Source organism: Cryobacterium sp. TmT2-59 (genome assembly GCF_004403545.1).
In the GTDB taxonomy this organism is placed as follows: Bacteria; Actinomycetota; Actinomycetes; order Actinomycetales; family Microbacteriaceae; genus Cryobacterium; species Cryobacterium shii.
In genome coordinates this window covers 10,512-30,704 of sequence record NZ_SOGM01000019.1, presented here as the reverse complement: position 1 = coordinate 30,704, position 20,193 = coordinate 10,512, and the positions used below count along the sequence as shown (strand labels likewise).

Annotated in this window: 11 protein-coding genes; 9 read left to right on the top strand and 2 right to left on the bottom strand. The window is 65.2% G+C overall.

All coding sequences use genetic code 11. The features are described from left to right. Positions 1 to 127: 127 nt before the first annotated feature. Both E3T24_RS03320 and E3T24_RS03315 read right to left on the bottom strand, forming a co-directional pair. Entirely contained in the window at positions 128 to 712 is a 585-nt protein-coding gene (locus E3T24_RS03320; RefSeq protein ID WP_241975878.1) for a hypothetical protein, read from the bottom strand. Between the two features lie 383 nt (positions 713 to 1,095). Continuing rightward, entirely contained in the window at positions 1,096 to 1,965 is an 870-nt protein-coding gene (locus E3T24_RS03315; RefSeq protein ID WP_134368342.1) for a fused MFS/spermidine synthase, read from the bottom strand. Between the two features lie 329 nt (positions 1,966 to 2,294). Here E3T24_RS03315 and rpoB point away from each other — a divergent pair, with 329 nt between their 5' ends. The 9 genes from rpoB to E3T24_RS03270 form a co-directional block, all read left to right on the top strand. Continuing rightward, entirely contained in the window at positions 2,295 to 5,789 is a 3,495-nt protein-coding gene (gene rpoB, locus E3T24_RS03310) for a DNA-directed RNA polymerase subunit beta (RefSeq protein ID WP_134368343.1), read from the top strand. Between the two features lie 45 nt (positions 5,790 to 5,834). Continuing rightward, a complete protein-coding gene (locus tag E3T24_RS03305) occupies positions 5,835 to 9,731 on the top strand; it encodes a DNA-directed RNA polymerase subunit beta' (RefSeq protein ID WP_134368344.1) in 3,897 nt (1,298 codons plus the stop codon). A 129-nt stretch (positions 9,732 to 9,860) separates the two neighbouring features. Next, positions 9,861 to 10,535, top strand: coding sequence for a hypothetical protein (locus E3T24_RS03300; RefSeq protein WP_134402684.1), 675 nt, complete (start codon positions 9,861 to 9,863; stop codon positions 10,533 to 10,535). Between the two features lie 97 nt (positions 10,536 to 10,632). Then, the gene (locus tag E3T24_RS03295; RefSeq protein ID WP_134402683.1) at positions 10,633 to 13,548 is read left to right on the top strand and encodes an EAL domain-containing protein; all 2,916 of its coding nucleotides are present in this window, start codon (positions 10,633 to 10,635) and stop codon (positions 13,546 to 13,548) included. Between the two features lie 332 nt (positions 13,549 to 13,880). Beyond that, on the top strand, positions 13,881 to 14,510 hold the full coding sequence (locus tag E3T24_RS17845; protein ID WP_241978603.1) for an FIST N-terminal domain-containing protein: 630 nt from the start codon (positions 13,881 to 13,883) through the stop codon (positions 14,508 to 14,510). Continuing rightward, entirely contained in the window at positions 14,404 to 15,831 is a 1,428-nt protein-coding gene (locus E3T24_RS03285; RefSeq protein WP_241978607.1) for a diguanylate cyclase, read from the top strand. The genes E3T24_RS17845 and E3T24_RS03285 overlap by 107 nt, the downstream gene beginning before the upstream one ends. A gap of 115 nt (positions 15,832 to 15,946) precedes the next feature. After that, positions 15,947 to 17,617, top strand: a complete 1,671-nt coding sequence (locus tag E3T24_RS03280; RefSeq protein WP_134434290.1) for an ATPase, T2SS/T4P/T4SS family — start codon at positions 15,947 to 15,949, stop codon at positions 17,615 to 17,617. Positions 17,618 to 17,636: 19 nt separating this feature from the next. Next, positions 17,637 to 19,028: a type IV pilus twitching motility protein PilT gene (locus E3T24_RS03275; RefSeq protein WP_134434289.1), complete on the top strand. Its 1,392-nt coding sequence runs from the start codon at positions 17,637 to 17,639 to the stop codon at positions 19,026 to 19,028. Beyond that, the coding region (locus E3T24_RS03270; protein WP_134434298.1) for a type II secretion system F family protein at positions 19,029 to 20,193 on the top strand (1,165 nt) is incomplete at its 3' end. It lies immediately after the preceding gene.

Genomic DNA, 20,193 nt, shown 5'->3' with positions numbered 1-20,193 from the left:
CCTGCAAAACCGTTCGGGGTGCCGGCGTGGGCCGCGTGATTCCGGCTTCGGCACAACTGGCGCGCACAAATTGCAGGAGTTACGTTCGGGGTGCCGGGGTGCCGGGTGCGGGTGCGGGGCGCCGGAGTCAGCTGCGCGCGGTGCCCTCGGCGATGTACGACTCGACCACGGCAACCGCGATCAGGGCGCTCTCCAGCAGTGCGGGGGTGGCGCCCGCCTTCTCCTGCAGGAACACCGCCGCCGTGAAGTCGGCCATAGCCGCCTCGAGTTCGCCCTGTTCGAAGTAGACCTTGCCCCGGTTCTCCCGGGCGGACGCGGCCACGGCGGTCCACTCGTGCGTCTCGGATTCGAGAACGCAGTGGGTCAGCTCGGCGGCCGCCTCGTCGAGCTTGCCCATGAACTGCTGCACCTGCGCACGACGGATGCGGCAGTTCGCGAGTTCTTCCCGCGACCCGGTGAACCGGGCCTGGCGCAGGGCCGTGCTGGCGATGTCCCAGGCCTCGTCGAGCCGGCCGATCAGCCGCAGCAGCGTGACCTTCTCGTTGAGGGCGGACTGGCTGCGCAGGGCCCCGAGCTCGTCGAGGCGCAGTTCGGCGGCATGGAGGTCGACTTTTTCACGCAGGGTGACGGCGTCGTAGCCAGTGATGATGGGCAGGGTGTGGTCCTGAGGCGAAGGCGGCAGCTGCCGCGGGAGGAACGTGGTCCCGTCCACACTAACCCCGGCCGGGCGAGGCCGGTCCCCGTTCAGGGGATATCCGCCCGCCAGTTGTGGCCAACTCAGGAGATACCGGCCCGGCAGCCCGCCGCGCCGCATAGAAACGGATGCCCGGAGTCGGCTCCCGCAGGATCTCCTGAGTTAGCCCCAAGCCGCCGGGAGCCCCCTGCCGAGCTAGGTCAGGCACCCGTTGAGGGGATATCCACCCGCCAGCTGTGGCTAACTCAGGAAATACCCGTTGGACAAGTTGCAGGGCCGCGCAAAGACGGATGCCCGAAGCCCGCCTCCGCGAGATCTCCTGAATTAGCCACCATGACGCCCATCACGCCCATCACGCCCATGACGCCCATCACGCCCATCACGCGCGACGAGGCGGCGGCTCAGTTGCCGACCTGGAAGACCGTGCGGCCGGGCAGCGGGGACGGGGTCGCCGTCGCATCCGTCGTCACCATGGCGGTGGCCATGAACTGCGCGAGCTCGGCGCCCTCGACCACCTTCGACGGGTGCGGCCCGCCGGCGAGCAGCCGCTGCACCCAGGTCGTGTCGATCGGCGTGTGGGCGGCCACGAAGACGATGTTGCCGAACCGGCGCCCCTTGAGCACCTGCGTCTCGGCGAGGGCGAGCACGTGGGCGAACACGGCCGACAGCGTCGCGGCCTGCGAGCGCGCGAACGGCAGTCCGGGCCCGTCGGCGGCGTTCACGACGAGCACCCCGCGCGGGCTGAGCAGGGGAGCGGCCAGCTTGTAGAACTCCCGGCTGGTGACGTGGGCCGGGGTGCGCGCCCCGGAGAAGATGTCGACGACGACCAGGTCGACCGCGCCGTGCAGCCCGGCCGGCAGCTTGGCCAGCACCTCGCGCGCGTCGCCGTGGCGCACCCGCAGGTTCGCGCGCTTGTCCCAGGGCAGCTCCGCCCGCACGAAGTCGATCAGGTCGCTCTCCAGCTCCACCACCTGCTGCCGCGAACCGGGGCGGGTGGCCTCCACATATCGCGGCAGCGTCAGCGCGCCGGCGCCGAGGTGCACGGCCGTGATCGGCTCGCCCACGTCGCCGATCAGGTCGATCACGTGGCCGATCCGCTGCACGTACTCGAAGAACAGGTCGCCGGGGTTGTCCAGGTTCACGTTCGACTGCGGGGTGCCGTCCACGATCAGGTTGAAGCTGCCCGGGGTGAACCGGTCGGGTTCGATCACGGCGTGGTGACCGCTCAGTTTCAGGGTGATCGACGGATGCTCTGCTGCAGGCCTGCTCATCCCTCCAGTTTGCGCCCTCCCCGGCCGCGGCGGGCACGGAGGTCGCCCCGCGGTGGGACCCGACTTATACCTGAGAATTTGCAGACGGTCAAGAATTCGGTGGACAACAGGGGTATAAGCCGCATACACTTGACCTTTGCGCTCCCAGACAAATTAATGCCTTCATATTGCGGTCGGCTTTGCGTGCTCAAGCCACCTTGACGCATACCTCGTTCCAGAACTTTTGAACACAGAGGGTCTGAGGAGTTCGTACTCAGTATTCATTACTGGTACTCGGTATTCATTTCTAACAGTGACTAGACCTGACGGGGTCTACGGAGGTTATTTCCTTGGCTGCTGCGCGCAACGCAACCACCAATTCACCCAAGAACGGACGCGCCGCTGGGCGTCTTTCGTTCGCGAAGATCACCGACAATCTGACTGTTCCGGACCTGCTCGCTTTGCAGACCGAGAGCTTCGATTGGCTCGTTGGCAACGACAAATGGAAACAGCGCATTGCTGAAGGCCAGGCGGCCGGTCGTCAGGACCTGCCGACCCGCACCGGCCTCGACGAGATCTTCGAAGAGATCTCCCCGATCGAGGACCTCGGCGAAACGATGCAGCTGTCGTTCACCAACCCGGAGCTCGAGCCGGAGAAGTACACCATTGACGAGTGCAAGGAAAAGGGTAAGACCTACTCCGCACCCCTCTATGTGAACGCTGAGTTCATGAACCACCTCACCGGTGAGATCAAGACCCAGACCGTGTTCATGGGTGACTTCCCGCTGATGACCCCCAAGGGCACCTTCGTGATCAACGGCACCGAGCGTGTCGTCGTCTCGCAGCTCGTCCGCTCGCCCGGCGTGTACTTCGACCGCCAGCAGGAGAAGACGTCCGACAAGGACATCTACTCCGCTCGCGTCATCCCGAGCCGCGGCGCCTGGCTCGAATTCGAGATCGACAAGCGCGACCAGGTCGGCGTTCGCATCGACCGCAAGCGCAAGCAGTCGGTGACTGTCTTCCTCAAGGCCCTCGGCCTCACGAGCGAAGAGATCCTCGAAGAGTTCAAGGGCTTCGCGTCCATCGAGCTCACCCTTGAGAAGGACAACATCCTGACCAAGGAAGAAGCCCTCAAGGACATCTACCGCAAGCTGCGTCCGGGCGAACAGGTTGCCGCCGAGGCCGCCCGCGCGCTCCTCGACAACTTCTTCTTCAACTCCAAGCGCTACGACCTGGCCAAGGTCGGTCGTTACAAGATCAACCGCAAGCTCGGCCTCGAAGCGCCGCTCGGCGACTCCGTGCTGACGCTCAAGGACATCCTGGCCACGATCAAGTACCTGGTTGCGCTGCACGACAACCAGACCACGATCGCCGGGATCCGCGACGGCAAGCCCACCGACATCCGCATCGACATCGACGACATCGACCACTTCGGTAACCGTCGCATCCGTGCCGTCGGCGAGCTCATCCAGAACCAGGTCCGCACCGGCCTGTCCCGCATGGAGCGCGTCGTTCGCGAGCGCATGACCACGCAGGACATCGAAGCGATCACCCCGCAGACCCTGATCAACGTGCGCCCCGTCGTCGCCGCGATCAAGGAGTTCTTCGGTACCTCGCAGCTGTCGCAGTTCATGGACCAGAACAACCCGCTCGCCGGACTGACGCACAAGCGTCGCCTGTCCGCGCTGGGCCCGGGTGGTCTGTCCCGTGACCGCGCCGGCGTCGAGGTGCGAGACGTTCACCCCTCGCACTACGGCCGGATGTGCCCCATTGAGACCCCGGAAGGCCCGAACATCGGCCTGATCGGTTCGCTCGCCTCGTTCGCGCGGATCAACGCCTTCGGTTTCATTGAGACCCCGTACCGCCGCGTCGTCGATGGAGTGGTCCTCAACGACCAGATCGACTACCTGACGGCCAGCGAAGAAGACGAGTTCATCGTCGCCCAGGCGAACGCGCCGCTCACCAAGGACTGGCGCTTCGCTGATGCCCGTGTTCTCGCCCGCAAGAAGGGTGGAGAGGTTGACCTCTTCCCCGCGGAAGACATCGGCTACATGGATGTTTCGCCTCGCCAGATGGTGTCCGTCGCCACCTCGCTCATCCCGTTCCTCGAGCACGACGATGCGAACCGCGCCCTCATGGGTGCCAACATGCAGCGTCAGGCCGTCCCGCTCCTGATGAGCGAGAGCCCGCTCGTCGGTACCGGCATGGAGGTCTTCGCGGCCATCGACGCCGGTGACGTGCTCACCGCCGACAAGGCCGGCGTGGTGATGGAGGTTTCGGCCGACGTCGTCACCATCCAGCTCGACGAGGGTGGAACGCAGGAGTACTACCTGCGCAAGTTCGCCCGCTCGAACCAGGGCACGAGCTACAACCACCGCGTGATCGTCACCGCCGGCGAGCGGATCGAAGTCGGCGAAGTCATCGCCGACGGCCCCGCCACCGAGAACGGCGAGCTCGCGCTCGGCAAGAACCTGCTCGTCGCGTTCATGCCGTGGGAGGGTTACAACTTCGAGGACGCGATCATCCTGAGCCAGAACCTGGTCAAGGACGACACACTCTCCTCGATTCACATCGAGGAATACGAGGTTGACGCTCGCGACACCAAGCTGGGCAAGGAAGAGATCACTCGCGACCTGCCCAACGTGTCGCCCGACCTGCTCGCCGACCTCGACGAGCGCGGCATCATCCGGATCGGTGCCGAGGTTCGCCCCGGCGACATCCTCGTCGGCAAGGTCACGCCCAAGGGCGAGACCGAGCTGTCCGCCGAGGAGCGCCTGCTGCGCGCCATCTTCAACGAGAAGAGCCGCGAAGTTCGCGACACCTCGCTGAAGGTTCCCCACGGTGAGCGCGGCACCATCATCGGTGTCAAGGTGTTCGACTCGCAGGATGGCGACGACGAGCTCGGCTCGGGCGTCAACCAGCGCGTTGCCGTCTTCATCGCTCAGAAGCGCAAGATCACCGAGGGTGACAAGCTCGCCGGCCGTCACGGCAACAAGGGTGTTATTTCCCGCATCCTGCCGATCGAGGACATGCCGTTCCTCGCCGACGGAACCCCGGTCGACATCATCCTCAACCCGCTGGGCATCCCCGGTCGAATGAACTTCGGCCAGGTCCTGGAAACCCACCTGGGCTGGATCGCCAAGCAGGGCTGGCAGGTGGAAGGCAAGCCCAAGTGGGCCGGCCGTCTGCCCGAGGCCGCTCACAGTGCAGCCCCGAACACCAAGGTCGCGACCCCGGTGTTCGACGGCGCGCTCGAGGTCGAGATCGAGGGTCTGCTGAACTCCACGACCAAGACCCGTGACGGCGACCGCCTGATCGACTCCACCGGCAAGACCCAGCTCTTCGACGGCCGCTCCGGCGAGCCGTTCCCGAACCCGGTCTCCGTGGGCTACATGTACATCCTGAAGCTCCACCACCTTGTCGATGACAAGATCCACGCCCGTTCCACCGGCCCCTACTCCATGATCACGCAGCAGCCGCTGGGTGGTAAGGCGCAGTTCGGTGGACAGCGTTTCGGTGAGATGGAGGTGTGGGCGCTCGAAGCATATGGAGCCGCTTACGCACTGCAGGAACTCCTGACGATCAAGTCTGACGATATCCTCGGCCGCGTGAAGGTCTACGAGGCCATCGTCAAGGGCGAGAACATCCAGGAGCCCGGCATCCCGGAGAGCTTCAAGGTTCTGATCAAGGAAATGCAGTCGCTGTGCCTGAACGTGGAGGTGCTGTCTTCCGACGGAACCGCCGTCAGCCTGCGCGACACGGATGACGAGGTGTTCCGCGCTGCGGAAGAACTCGGCATCAACATTTCCACCCGGTTTGAGTCGTCCTCGATCGACGACATCTAGGCCCGGCCGATGACGAACACTTCGAATACTTTCCAAGGAGAGAAATTGCTCGACGTAACCACATTTGACGAGCTTCGCATTGGCCTTGCGACCGCCGACGACATCCGTCGCTGGTCTCACGGTGAGGTCAAGAAGCCCGAAACCATCAACTACCGCACGCTCAAGCCGGAAAAAGACGGCCTGTTCGGCGAGCAGATCTTCGGCCCGTCACGGGACTGGGAATGCTCGTGCGGAAAGTACAAGCGAGTGCGCTTCAAAGGCATCGTTTGTGAGCGTTGTGGCGTAGAGGTCACGAAGTCGTCGGTGCGCCGTGAGCGCATGGGCCACATCGAGCTCGCCGCCCCGGTCACCCACATCTGGTATTTCAAGGGTGTCCCCTCGCGTCTCGGCTACCTGCTGGACATGGCTCCGAAGGACCTCGAAAAGGTCATCTACTTCGCCGCGTACATGGTCATCACGGTTGACGAAGACGGCCGCCACCAGGACATGCCCGGCCTTGAGAACGAGCTCCGCCTCGAGATCAAGACCATCGAGGGTCAGCGCGATTCCCGGATCGCCGACCGTCTGCAGCGACTGGAGACCGACCTCGCCGCACTGGAGGCCGAAGGCGCCAAGAGCGACCAGAAGAAGCGCACCAAGGACGCCGCCGAAAAGGAGATGAGCCAGGTCCGCAAGTCTCTCGACGAGCAGATCGCTCACCTTGAGCGCGTGTGGGAAGACTTCCGCACCCTCAAGGTCGGCGACCTCAAGCCTGAGGACTCGGTCTTCCACGAGCTGCAGGACCGCTTCGGCATGTACTTCGAGGCCTACATGGGCGCCGAAGCCATCAAGAAGCGCCTGCTGGCCTTCGACCTGGTCACCGAAAGCGAAAACCTGCACCTGCAGATCGCGGAGGGCAAGGGCCAGAAGAAGATCCGTGCGATCAAGCGCCTCCGCGTGGTCAACGCGTTCATTATCACCGGCAACTCGCCGGCCGCGATGGTTCTCGACGTCGTCCCCGTGATCCCGCCCGAACTGCGCCCGATGGTGCAGCTCGACGGTGGCCGCTTCGCGACGAGCGACCTCAACGACCTCTACCGTCGTGTGATCAACCGCAACAACCGCCTGCGTCGTCTGCTTGACCTCGGTGCCCCCGAGATCATCGTGAACAACGAGAAGCGGATGCTGCAGGAGGCCGTTGACGCACTGTTCGACAACGGTCGGCGTGGTCGCCCCGTCACGGGTACCGGTAACCGCGCCCTCAAGTCCCTGAGCGACATGCTCAAGGGCAAGCAGGGTCGTTTCCGTCAGAACCTGCTCGGCAAGCGCGTCGACTACTCCGGCCGTTCGGTCATCGTCGTCGGCCCGCAGCTCAAGCTGCACCAGTGTGGTCTGCCCAAGCAGATGGCACTCGAGCTGTTCAAGCCGTTCGTGATCAAGCGCCTGATCGACCTGAGCCACGCTCAGAACATCAAGGCGGCCAAGCGCATGGTCGAACGTTCACGCCCGCAGGTCTGGGACGTGCTCGAGGAGATCATCCGCGAACGCCCCGTGCTGCTCAACCGTGCGCCCACGCTGCACCGTCTGGGTATCCAGGCGTTCGAGCCTCAGCTCGTGGAGGGTAAGGCCATCCAGCTGCACCCCCTCGTCTGTGCCGCGTTCAACGCCGACTTCGACGGTGACCAGATGGCAGTCCACCTGCCGCTGTCGATGGAAGCCCAGGCCGAAGCGCGCATCCTGATGCTCGCCTCGAACAACATCCTCAAGCCGTCAGACGGCCGCCCGGTGACCCTGCCCACCCAGGACATGATCATCGGTCTGCACCACCTGACCACGCTCAAGGAAGGCGTCATCGGCGAGGGCCGCGCGTTCTCCTCCGTTGCGGAAGCGATCCTTGCTTTCGACCAGAAGTCGCTCGACCTCAACGCCAAGGTGCGCATTCGCCTGGCCGACAAGTACTTCGAAGAGGGCACGCAGCCTGACGGCGTCGAACTCGTGGGCGGTCAAGCTGTCGGTGTCACCCTGGTCACCACGACGCTCGGCCGGGCCATCTTCAACGAGGCCATGCCGGTCGACTACCCGTACTTCGAAAAGGTCGCCGACAAGGGCAGCCTCTCGGCGATCGTCAACGACCTCGCCGAGCGGTACCCGAAGGTGGAGGTTGCCGCGACGCTGGACCGCGTCAAGGACGCCGGTTTCTACTGGGCTACCCGCTCCGGTGTGACCGTGGCGCTCAGCGACATCCTGACCCCGCCGAACAAGCCGCAGATCGTTGCCGGCTACGAGAAGCAGGCCGCCAAGGTTCAGTCGCAGTTCGAGAAGGGTCTCACGACTGACCTCGAGCGTCGCCAGGAGCTCATTCAGATCTGGACGAAGGCGACCGAAGACGTAGCCACGGCCATGCAGGCGAACTTCCCGAAGGACAACACCATCAACCGCATGGTGACGTCGGGTGCTCGTGGTAACTGGCTGCAGGTGCGAAACATCGCCGGTATGCGAGGCCTGGTCAACAACCCGAAGGGTGAGATCATCCCTCGCCCGATCATCTCGAGCTACCGCGAAGGCCTGTCCGTCGCCGAGTACTTCATTGCTACTCACGGTGCTCGTAAGGGTCTGGCCGACACGGCTCTGCGTACCGCTGACTCGGGGTACCTGACCCGTCGTCTCGTGGACGTCTCGCAGGATGTCATCATCCGTGAAGACGACTGTGGAACGACCAAGGGCCTCGAGCTGCCGATCGCCGAGATCAACCCGATGGGTGAGCTCGTTCGTCACCCCAACGTGGAGAACGCGGTCTACGCTCGCAGCCTCGCCACCCCGGCGGTCAACGCCAAGGGCGAAGTTGTGGCCGAAGCCGGCGCCGACGTGGGCGACGTGATGATCCAGAAGCTGGTCGAGGCCGGTGTCGAGAACATCAAGGTGCGCTCGGTGCTGACCTGCGAGTCGGCCGTCGGTGTCTGTGCGGTCTGCTACGGCCGTTCACTCGCCACCGGGCTGCTCGTCGACATCGGTGAGGCCGTCGGTATCATCGCCGCACAGTCCATCGGTGAGCCCGGCACGCAGCTCACCATGCGTACCTTCCACACCGGTGGATCGGCATCCGCCGACGACATCACCCAGGGTCTGCCTCGCGTGCAGGAACTGTTTGAGGCTCGTACCCCCAAGGGTGCGTCGCCGATCGTCGACACCGCCGGTCGCATCACCATCGAAGACACGGACCGCAGCCGCAAGGTGATCCTGACCCCCGACAACGGCGATGAGCCGATTGCCTACCCGGTGCTCAAGCGCTCCACCCTCCTCGTGGAGGATGGCCAGCACGTCGAGCTCGGCACGCAGATCATCATCGGCGCCGTCGACCCGAAGGAAGTTCTCCGGGTCAAGGGTGTCCGCGCCGTGCAGAAGCACATCGTCGGCGGCGTGCAGGATGTCTACCGTTCGCAGGGCGTGCCGATTCACGACAAGCACATTGAGGTCATCGTTCGCCAGATGCTCCGCAAGGTGACCGTCGTCGAACACGGCGACACCGGCCTGCTCCCGGGCGAGCTCGTCGACCGGTTGAAGTACAACGACCTCAACCGCACCGCGCTCACCGAGGGCAAGAAGACGGCCTCGGCTCGTCAGGAAGTCATGGGTATCACCAAGGCTTCGCTGGCAACCGAGTCCTGGCTGTCGGCCGCTTCCTTCCAGGAAACCACCCGGGTTTTGACCCAGGCGGCCATGGAAGGCAAGAGCGACCCGCTGATGGGCCTCAAGGAGAACGTGATCATCGGAAAGCTGATCCCGGCCGGCACCGGCCTCCCCCGTTACCGCGACGTCACCGTCGAGGCAACGGATGAAGCTAAGGCTGAGCGTTACCCGAACCGCATCTTCACCGATGATGCCGCGTTCAACGAGGGTGACCTGAGCTTCGTCGACTTCGAGAGCTTCTCGTCGGATGACTTCACCCCCGGCACCTACAACTAGCCACTAGTTCAGGTTCCACGGATGGCCCCCTGCTTCGGCAGGGGGCCATCCGGCTTTAACCCGCCGGACCCCGTTGTCGTGTCCTCGGTTCCGGCTAGGCTGATCGCAAAAGTCAGGGGGGGGTCTCGCATGGGTGCTGAAAGTCCGATGTACGGTTCCGGCACAGGCAGCGGACGGCGGCGCGCGCTTCTGGCCGCGATCGGCATCCTGGTGATCGTCCCGCTGGTCGGAGTCATCGTCTACCTGTCCGGTGAGGCCAGGTCAGAGGATTCGGCCGGGCGACCGCACCCCACGTCCACGCCCACCCCGGTGGCGGTGGCGCCACCCGCGCCGATCACGACCGGGCCGCATCCGTCGTCCTGCGAGGCGTTGTACAGCCCCGCCATGGTGGCGGCCTTCGGCGATCTCGTGCTCAACCCGGCCTGGGTGAAAGGCGCCGACGCCGGCGTGCGCCGCGGCACGGACGACCCCGAACTCGGCGCCCTGATCGACGGTTCGGCGGACAAGCTCACCTGCGTCTGGGGGAGCGCGGCCGGCGGATCCGGCACCGGTGTCAGCACGAACCTGGTCTGGGTGACGCCCGAGCAGAGCGCGGCCGTCCAGGCGCGGCTGGTCGCCGCGGGCATGAACTGCTACGAGGAACTCGGCGGGATGCGGTGCATCGTCGAAGGGGTGAATGCGGGCGGCACCCAGGGGGAGTCGCACTTCCTGCGGGACGGCATCTGGCTGGCCACCCGGTATGTGAACGCGGGTCCCGACGGTTACACCCACGACATGGTCGCCAACATCTGGGCCGGCGCGTAGAGCCGTCAAACCCGCGTCGCGTTTCCGGCCCCGATCCCAGTAAGATAAAGGCATCAACCGACATCCGGCGTGTCGGGATCAGAGGGACAATGTGCGGATGCGTGTAATCAGCCGGGTCGGTGCAGCCTCGGTCGGAGTCCTCGGGCTCATCGTTCTCGTGGGCTGGTATCTGGGCGTCGCCACCGTGCCCGATTCCGTCGCGGGGCTCTGGACCATGAAGCCCATGCCGGCGTTGGCGTTCGTTTTGCTCGCCGTCGCCGTGCTCGCACTCGATCGACGGCGGGCGGTTCTCGGCCTGGGCCTGGCGGTCGGGTTGATCGGCGGCCTCACCCTCGCGGAGTACATTCTCGGCGCCTCCCTCGGCATTGACGTGCTCCTGCCGGGGATCGATTTCGGTGGCCAGGCCGCCCGGATGGCGCCCGCGACGGCGATGTCCCTGCTGCTGCTCGGGGCATCCGTCGTCGCCAGCCGGTTCGAGCGCACCACCGTGATGCTCACCCTCGTGCTGGCCGCGCTCGGGGTCAGCCTGGTCGCGGTACTCGGGTATGCCTACGGGGTGTCTTCGCTCTATACCGTCGCCGGCCTGACGAGCATGGCCCTGCCCACGGCACTGGCCCTGGCCGTGCTGTCGGTATCCATCATGCTGCAGCGCCCGTCTCTCGGGCTGTCCGGTCTCCTCCGCGACCGCGGGAGCGCGGGGCGCCTGCTCCGCCAGGTGATCCCGTTCCTGGTCTTCGGGCCATTCCTGCTCGGCTGGCTCCGGTTGTGGGCCGAGCGTGAAGGCTGGTTCGGCTCGGCGTTCGGCGTGGCCCTGCTGATCATGAGCATGACGTTGCTGAGTTGCGCGCTGGTCTGGGTGGCGGCCCGGCGGCTGCTCGAACTCGACCGGCAGCGTGACGGCGCGATGCAGGCTCTGGCCGAGGCCAACCACACCCTGGAGGCGACGGTCGAGAGCCGCACGCACCAGCTCGCGGAAACAGCCGACACGCTGCACGCACTCATCAAGATCGCCCCGGTCGGCATCGTGCAACTGAACGCGGCGGGCGGCCTGGTCGACGCCAACGACCGGTGGCTGGCTCTGAGCGGGCTCACCAAGAGCCAGTCACGCAGCGACGGCTGGGCGTCGGCCATCCACCCCGACGACACTGACCGGGTGCTGCGGGAGTGGCAGGTCGCCGCGGGCGAGGGCGCGCCCTACGAGACCAGCCTGCGTTTTTACACCCCGACCGGGCAGGTGAACTGGGTTCAGGTGAGTACCGCGCCGATCCGGGACGCGGGGGGAGTGATCGGGCACCTCGCCACTGTCACCGACGTGACCGCGCTGCGGATGGCAGAGAATGCCGCGTCCGCGGCCAGTGCACGGTTCGAGGCCGCTTTCGACTCCTCGCCGCTGGGAACGGCCATCGTGTCGCTCGACGGCACGGTATTGGAGGCCAACCGGCGACTTCTCGACCTGGCCGGTCGGTCCTCCCCGGTCGTGAACGAGCCGATCGAGGCGATCTTCCTGGGTGTCGAAGTCGGTGGCGACGGCGACGAGGGCGGCGAAGCCGGGCAGCTGGTCGACGGCGCGGTCAACGCTCCGTCCACCCGTCAGCGTCTGGACCGACGGATGCGACGTGCCGACGCCGAGGAGACCTGGGTCAAGGTGAGTATCGCCGAGATTCAAGAAAGCGAGGAGACCGGGCAGCTGCTGTACCAGCTGGAGGACATCACGGCCCGTCGTCTCGCCGAAGCCCGGGTGGAACACCTGGCCTTCCACGACCCGCTGACGAACCTGCCCAACCGGCTGCTCCTGCTGGACCGGCTGAACCAGGCTCTGCTGCAGGCGTCGCGCCGGGGTTTGGGGGTCGCGGTGCTGTTCCTCGACCTGGACCGGTTCAAGTTCGTCAATGACAGCCTCGGCCATCAGGCCGGCGACGCGGTGCTGACCGAGGTTGGCATCCGTCTGCGGCAGAGTGTCCGCTCCACCGACACGGTCTCCCGCATCGGGGGAGACGAGTTCGTGGTGATCTGCCCGGACGTCGGCAGCGGCGCTGACGTGGAGAAGATCGCGGAGACGATCCAGAGGGCCATCGCGATCCCGATCGCGGTGGGCGAGCAGACCGCATCCGTCGATGCGAGCATCGGCATCGCCTTCGGTCTCGGCCAGGACGATGCCGAGACGCTGCTGCACAACGCGGACCAGGCGATGTACCTGGCGAAGGGTCGAGGGCGCGCACGCTACGAGATCTTCGACGACGACCTGCGCACTCGCATCCACCAGCGACTCGACTCTGAGCTGGCGCTGCGCGACGCGGTCGAACTGGGCGAAATCGAGACGTGGTACCAGCCGATCGTCGACCTGCAGCAGAACACGGTCGTGGCGACGGAGGCCCTGGCGCGCTGGCGCCGACCCGCGCGCGGTGTGATCCAGCCGGGCGATTTCATTGCGATCGCGGAGGAGGTCGGGCTGATCAAGCAGATCGGCACCGAGGTGCTCGGCCAGGCCTGCCGCGCGGCGAACGCGCTGGAGCGGGGGATGGCGGTCAGCGTCAACGTCTCGGCCCGGCAATTCGTGCAGGATGACTTCGGCCAGGTCGTGAAGCGCGCGCTGGACGAGTCGGGCCTGCCGCCCGAGCAGTTATGGCTGGAGCTGACCGAGAGCGCTGTGCTCGAAGCGATCGACTCGGCCGCGAAGACCTTCCAGGAACTGCGCGGACTGGGGGTGCGGCTGGCCATCGACGATTTCGGAACCGGCTACTCCTCGTTCACCCACCTGCGGGCGTTCACCGTGGACCTGTTGAAGATCGACCTGACGTTCATTCGCGATCTCGAACGCTCACAGCACGATCGCGCGATCGTGGAGGGCATCCTGCGTCTGGCGGATTCTCTGCATGTGGATGTCGTCGCGGAGGGAATCGAGACGACGAACCAGCGCGACCTGCTGAAAGCCATGGGCTGTCGCTTCGGCCAGGGCTACCTGTTCTCCAAGCCGGCTCCCTCCGTGCAGCCCATGGTGCAGTTCGTCCACTAGCCGTGGCTGCCGCCCCGCCTGCCGCCCCGCCGGTGACTGTTCCCGTTCCGGTCGAGAGTGCCCGCTGTAGCGGTCACTCTCGACCGGAACGGGAACTCTCGGGTTCGAGTCTGCCTTGAGACCAGCCAGGAACCTGATCGGACGGGTCAGGCGTCCAAGATCAGGCGTCTTGGTGGGGATCGGGCAGGAGGGGGTTTTTGCCGGGCAGGGGTACCGGCGCGGTCCTCATTTAGGGGGACAAGCACCCCCGTCCGCGGTCCAGGCGGAGCGGGGCCCGACTGATAAATTCGGGTCAGGCGGTGAAGCCGGCCGCCCTTGCGACAGGAACCATGATGAGCGTCAGCGAAGCCCAGGTACTGTCCGGCTTCGAGGGTTCCGACTGGTCGAACGGCACGACGGGAACGCAGGCCGCGCCGGGGATCCGCCGGGCGCAGTTCACCGCGTCTGACACCCGGCAAGCCGCCCGCGAATTCCACGCCGGCGTCGCCCAACCCGACACCGCGCTGGTGATGTTCTTCTGTTCGGTGCAGTATGACCTCGACCTGATGGCCTCCGAACTGCAGCGGCTCTTCGTCGGCGTGCAAGTGGTCGGCTGCACGACCGCGGGTGAAATCGGCCCGTCCGGCTATCTGGACCACAGCATCACCGGAGCGAGCTTCCCCCCGGGCAGCTTCAAGGTTGTCAGCGGCGCCCAGAACCAGCTTCACCAGTTTGAACCGGCCCAGGCCCAGAACCTCACGCAGCACCTTCTGCGCCAACTTGACCGCGCCGAGCCGCTGGCCGGCGGCAGCAACACCTTCGCGTACCTGTTGATCGATGGGCCTGTCCGTGCGCGCAGAAAAGGTCAGCCGCGCCGTGCAGAACGGGCTGGGTCGAATTCCCGTGCTCGGCGGTTCGTCGGGCGACGGCATGCAGTTCACCGAGACCCGCGTCTGTGCAGACGGCGCGTTCCGAACCGGTAGTGCGGTTCTGGTCCTGATCAGCACGATGCTGCCTTTCCGCACGTTCAAGACCGACCATTTTGTTCCGACCGACGACCGGGTCGTCGTCACGAGAGCGGATGCCGACCGCCGGGTCGTGTACGAAATCGACGGGCGGCCGGCGGCGGAGGCCTACGCGCAGCTGGTGGGGGTGCCGGTGGCGGAACTGACCGTCCAGCACTACGCAGAATGCCCGATGGTCGTCATGATCGCGGGAACCAAATACTTGCGCGCCATCCGATCGGCCAACGCCGACGGAAGCCTCACCTTCTACTGCGCGATCGAGGAGGGCTTGGTTCTGCGCGCGGCCCGCGGCGTGGGCCTCGCGGAGAAGCTGGAGGACACGTTCGTCGAGATCGAGACGGCGATCGGCCGACCTCAGCTGGTGATGGGGTGCGATTGCATCCTGCGCAAGGTCGAGGCGAAGTTTCGCGGGCTGGTCGGTCAGTCGCTGGTCGGGATCGTGCTGATCGAAGACGGCCGGTTCACCTATTCCAATGCCCGGTTCGACGACATGTTCGGCTACTCCGAAGCGGAAATCTGGGAGCGCGGTCCGCTCCAGCTCACCGTCCCGCACGATCGTGAGTTCGTCGCAGACAACCTCCGTCGGCGGCTGACCGGGGCGATCGACCGCACCGACTTCGTGTTCCGCGGGCTGCGCAAGAACGGCGAGGTGCTCGACGCGGAGTGCCACAGCACGGTGATGCAGGTCGGCGGCAGACGGATGCTGATCAGTATGGTGCTCGATATCTCCACCCGGGCCGCGGCCGAGCGCGAAATCCTAGTGCTGCAGGAGCAGCTCCGCGAGGAGTCCGCTCACGATTCGCTGACCGGCCTCTACAACCGGCGCTTCCTCGACGCCTCCTTCGCCCGCGAACTCACGCTGGCCGAGCGCTCGGGTCAGCCCGTCAGCGTGATCATGTGCGATCTCGATCACTTCAAAAGGGTGAACGACCGCTACGGGCACCAGGCCGGGGACGAGGTGCTGCGGGCCTTCGGCGAGCTGATGAAACAGCATGCCCGGGCCAGCGACATCTTCTACCGCTACGTTGGTGAGGAATTTCTGATGGTGCTCCTCGGCCTGGCCAGCGAGGGCGCCCTGGAACGCGCCGAACAGCTGCGGAGCGCCCTGGCGAAGTTGACCGTGGAGCACGGGGACGGCCGCATCCGCGTCACGTCATCGTTCGGCGTCGCCACTTTCCCGGCGGACGGCCGCTCCAGCGACGCCCTGATCGCCGCGGCCGACGGCGCGCTGTATACGGCCAAGGCCGCCAGGCGCAATCAGGCGCAATCGGGCCGGTAGGATCACTAGAACGAGCCGTTTTTCGTGCCGCTACCCCCTCAAAGTGGGTCTGGCCCGACCGCCGGCCCGGCGATAGCGTTATCCCTATATACCTGAGCCTGTTCGAGAGGATCGAGTGGCAAGCCTCACCGAGATCCTGATCCTGCACGGCCTACTCCCGATCGAAGAGCTCGACCACCTCATGGCCGGCGATCCCGCCGACGAGAGTGCGGTGCGCGCCCTCGTCGCAAGGGGAGTCATCACCGAGGTTCAGTTCGCCCGGGCCCGAGCCCAGCAGGCGAACCTGCCGTTCGTCGAGCTGGCCGACTATCCGGTCGACCGACTGGCCGTGGCCCTCGTGCCTGTTGCCGTCTGCAAGCGCCACGAAGTCATCCCGATCGCCGTCGACGACGGCCGTCTGATCCTCGCGATGGTCGATCCCGGCAACGTCTTCGCCGTCGACGACGTGCGCGAAGCCTCACGGATGCGCGTCACCCAGGTCGTCGCCGAGCGCAGCGACCTGCTCGCCGCCATCACCCGCTACCACCGTGCCGACGACGAGCTCAGCGACCTGACCTCCACCCTCGAAGAAGAGAACGCGGCCACCGAGAGTTCCTCGTTCGGCGTCTCGGATTCGATCGACGACGACGCCCCGATCGTGCGGTTCGTGAACCTGCTGGTCAGCCAGGCCATCCAGGACCTCGCCTCGGACATCCACATCGAGCCCGGCGAGCACAGCCTGCGGGTGCGCTACCGCATCGACGGTGTGCTGCACGAGATGCAGACCGCGCCCAAGAGCATTCAGGCCGGTGTCATCTCCCGGCTCAAGATCATGAGCGATATCGACATCGCCGAGCGGCGCAAACCGCAGGACGGCCGCATGACCGTGCGTCACGCCGGCCGCCAGATCGACCTGCGCGTGGCGACCCTCCCCACGGTGTGGGGCGAGAAGGTCGTCATGCGTATTCTCGACAACTCGAGCACGACCCTCGACGTGCGCGCGCTGGCCCTGCTCGAGTACAACTTCGAGGCCTACAAGACCTCCTATTCCAAGCCCTACGGAATGATTTTGATCACGGGCCCGACCGGCTCGGGCAAGTCCACCACGCTGTACACGACCCTCGGTGCGGTCGCCCGCCCCGAGATCAACGTGATCACGGTCGAAGACCCGGTCGAGTACCGCATGGCCGGCATCAACCAGGTGCAGGTGAACCCCAAGGCGGGCCTCACGTTCGCGAGCGCGCTGCGGTCAATTCTGCGAAGCGACCCGGATGTTGTTCTGCTGGGTGAGATCCGCGACCACGAGACCGCGCAGATCGCCATCGAGGCCTCGTTGACCGGTCACCTCGTGCTGTCCACCCTGCACACCAACGACGCTCCCAGCGCCATCACCCGGTTGACGGAGATGGGGATCGAGCCCTTCCTGGTGGGGTCGGCCCTGGACTGCGTGGTCGCACAGCGGCTGGCGCGACGCCTCTGTGACAAGTGCAAAAAGCCATCCGCCCTGACCGCGGAATACCTGACCCGGCTGCGTTTCTCGTTCAACCCGGACCGGCCGTTGCCCACGATCTACGAGGCTGTCGGCTGCTCGCACTGCTCGAAGACCGGTTACCGCGGCCGCCTGGCCGTGCACGAGGTGATGACGGTGACCGAGGAGATCGAGCACCTCGCCGTCGCCCATGCGTCCAGCGCCGAAATCGGCCGGGTCGCACGCGAGCAGGGCATGATCACGCTCCGCGAAGACGGCTGGGCGAAGGCTCAAATGGGTTTGACATCGATCGAAGAAATCTTGCGAGTGGTCGCATAGTGCAAAAGGGGATATCTGCATGAGCCAGCCCATTTACGAAATCCCGGTGACGCCTTCGGGCGCGGCTGACGGCAGTTGGAGTCTTGGCGATCCCGACCGGCGTGCAGCCACACCGGTAGCATCGCCGGCCGCCGATGCCGCCACGTTCGAGCTTGACGTCGTTGAACTGGCCCAGCCGGTCGACACCGCTGTTCGTTCGGTCGAGCCGTCGACCGGACCGGCCGAAGACACCGGGCGTCGAGTGCGCACCAGGACCATTGACAACAACGTCTCCGACCTCGACCTGCTCAACGCTCTGGCCGAGGTTCTCGACCTCAATGCCTCCGACCTGCACATCACGGTCGGCGCGCCCCCCAGCATCCGTGTCGATGGTGGTCTTCGGCCGATCGAGGGCTCGAGCAAATGGATGGGTGACAAGGTCACCTCGGCGCTCTACAGCATCCTTTCGCCAAAGCAACGGGCGCAGTTCGAGGAAGAACTCGAACTCGACTTCGCCTACACCGCGGGCGGCGCACGCTTTCGCGTCAACTACTACTACCAGCGCAACTCCATCGGCGGCGCGTTCCGTCTGATCCCGCGCGAGATCAAGCCGCTGAAGGAGCTTGGAATCCCCGAGACCGTCGGGCAGTTCGCCAAGCTTCCCCGTGGTCTCGTACTCGTCACCGGCCCGACGGGTTCGGGTAAGTCCACCACGCTGGCCGCACTGATCGACCTGGTGAACCGCACCCGCGCCGACCACATCGTCACCGTCGAAGACCCGATCGAGTTCTTGCACAAGCACCAGAAATCGCTGGTGAATCAGCGCGAGGTCGGTCACGACACGAAGAGCTTCGCCTCGGCGCTGAAGCACGTGCTGCGGCAGGACCCCGACGTGATCCTGATTGGCGAGCTGCGCGACCTTGAGACCATCTCAGTCGCCCTCACCGCGGCTGAGACCGGCCACCTCGTCTTCGCTACCCTGCACACGCAGTCGGCGGCCCAGACCATTGACCGTGTCATCGACGTGTTCCCGCCCCACCAGCAGGGCCAGGTGCGCGCCCAGCTCGCCGCCACCTTGCAGGGCGTGGTGTGTCAGACACTGGTTAAAAAGGTCGGCGGCGGCCGCGTTGTCGCCACCGAGGTCTTGGTTACGACCTCTGCGGTCGCGAACCTCATTCGCGAGGGCAAGACCTACCAGGTCGCTTCCGCCATGCAGGCCGGCCGTGCGCTGGGCATGCACACCATGGACCAGCACCTCGCGGAACTCGTGGACGCCGGTCTGATCACCCGCGCGTCGGCGGAGGAGAAAGCGCAGGACCTCGAGGGGCTGAACCAGCTGATCCGCCGCGTGGACCCGACAGAGGCCAGCGGCCGAGGCATGTCGGCCGGTGGAATCGACTTCGGCGACTCCTACTCATCCAGAGGAAACTAAATGGCGACAACTCAGGCCTACGCCTACAAGGCGCGCAACGCTGCCGGCAAAGCCGTAAAAGGGCGCCTGGACGCCGCCTCTGAGAGTGCTGCCATGGCGCGCCTGAGCACCATGGGTCTCTCACCGATCTCCGTGGCCGAGGCGCCGGATGGAACCGGGCTCAGCACAGAGATCCGAATTCCTGGGCTGAGCAAGAGCATTGGCCTCAAGGATTTGGCTATCATGAGCCGCCAGATGGCGACGATGACTTCGGCTGGTTTGTCGCTGCTGCGCACCCTGCACATCCTGTCCGAGCAAACCGAGAACAAGGAACTCGCCAAGATACTTGCGAAGATCCGCACAGATGTGGAGACAGGAGTCTCCCTGTCGGAGGCGATGGATAAGCACGCCATCGTCTTCCCGCCGATTATGATCAACCTGGTCAAGGCAGGTGAGGCGGGCGGCTTCCTGGAAAAGTCGCTCAATTCGGTGGCCGGAAACTTCGAGTCTGAAGTGAAGCTTCGAGATACCGTCAAATCCGCGATGGCCTACCCCACCATTGTGCTCATCATGGCTGTTGTCGCCGTGATCGGCATGCTCACCTTCATTGTTCCCGTTTTCGAGAAGATGTTCGCGGGCTTCGGCGGGCAGCTTCCGGCGCCCACCCTAGTTCTCGTCGTGCTTTCGAAGGCCATGGTGTGGCTCCTTCCGCTCCTCCTGGTCGCTGGGATCACGTTCAGTATTTGGTGGAAGAAGAACAAGAACACTGAGCCCGTGCGCAAAGTCGTCGACCCGGTCAAACTCAAGCTTCCGGTCTTCGGGCCACTCATGACGAAGCTAGCCATTGCGCGATTCAGTCGGAACTTCTCAACGATGATTGGGGCGGGTGTTCCCATCCTGCAGTCGCTCAGCATTGTGGGTGAAACCTCCGGCAATTGGGTTGTGGAGTCGGCACTGCACAAGGTTCAGGAATCCGTGCGTCAGGGCAAGTCGATCGCTGGGCCGCTAAGCCTTGAGCCCGTTTTCCCGGCGATGGTGACTCAGATGATTGCCGTGGGTGAGGACGCCGGAGCACTTGAACAAATGCTGGGCAAGATCGCCGACTTCTATGACCAGGAGGTGCAGGCGACCGCTGAGCAGCTCACGGCGTTAATCGAACCCCTGATGATCGCATTTATCGGTGTTG

Excerpts from the sequence above, each read along its gene's own strand:
- E3T24_RS03315 (WP_134368342.1), bottom strand. The coding sequence starts at position 1,965 with ATGAGCAGGCCTGCAGCAGAGCATCCGTCGATCACCCTGAAACTGAGC.
- E3T24_RS03300 (WP_134402684.1), top strand. The coding sequence starts at position 9,861 with ATGGGTGCTGAAAGTCCGATGTACGGTTCCGGCACAGGCAGCGGACGG.
- E3T24_RS03295 (WP_134402683.1), top strand. The coding sequence starts at position 10,633 with ATGCGTGTAATCAGCCGGGTCGGTGCAGCCTCGGTCGGAGTCCTCGGG.
- E3T24_RS17845 (WP_241978603.1), top strand. The coding sequence starts at position 13,881 with ATGAGCGTCAGCGAAGCCCAGGTACTGTCCGGCTTCGAGGGTTCCGAC.
- E3T24_RS03275 (WP_134434289.1), top strand. The coding sequence starts at position 17,637 with ATGAGCCAGCCCATTTACGAAATCCCGGTGACGCCTTCGGGCGCGGCT.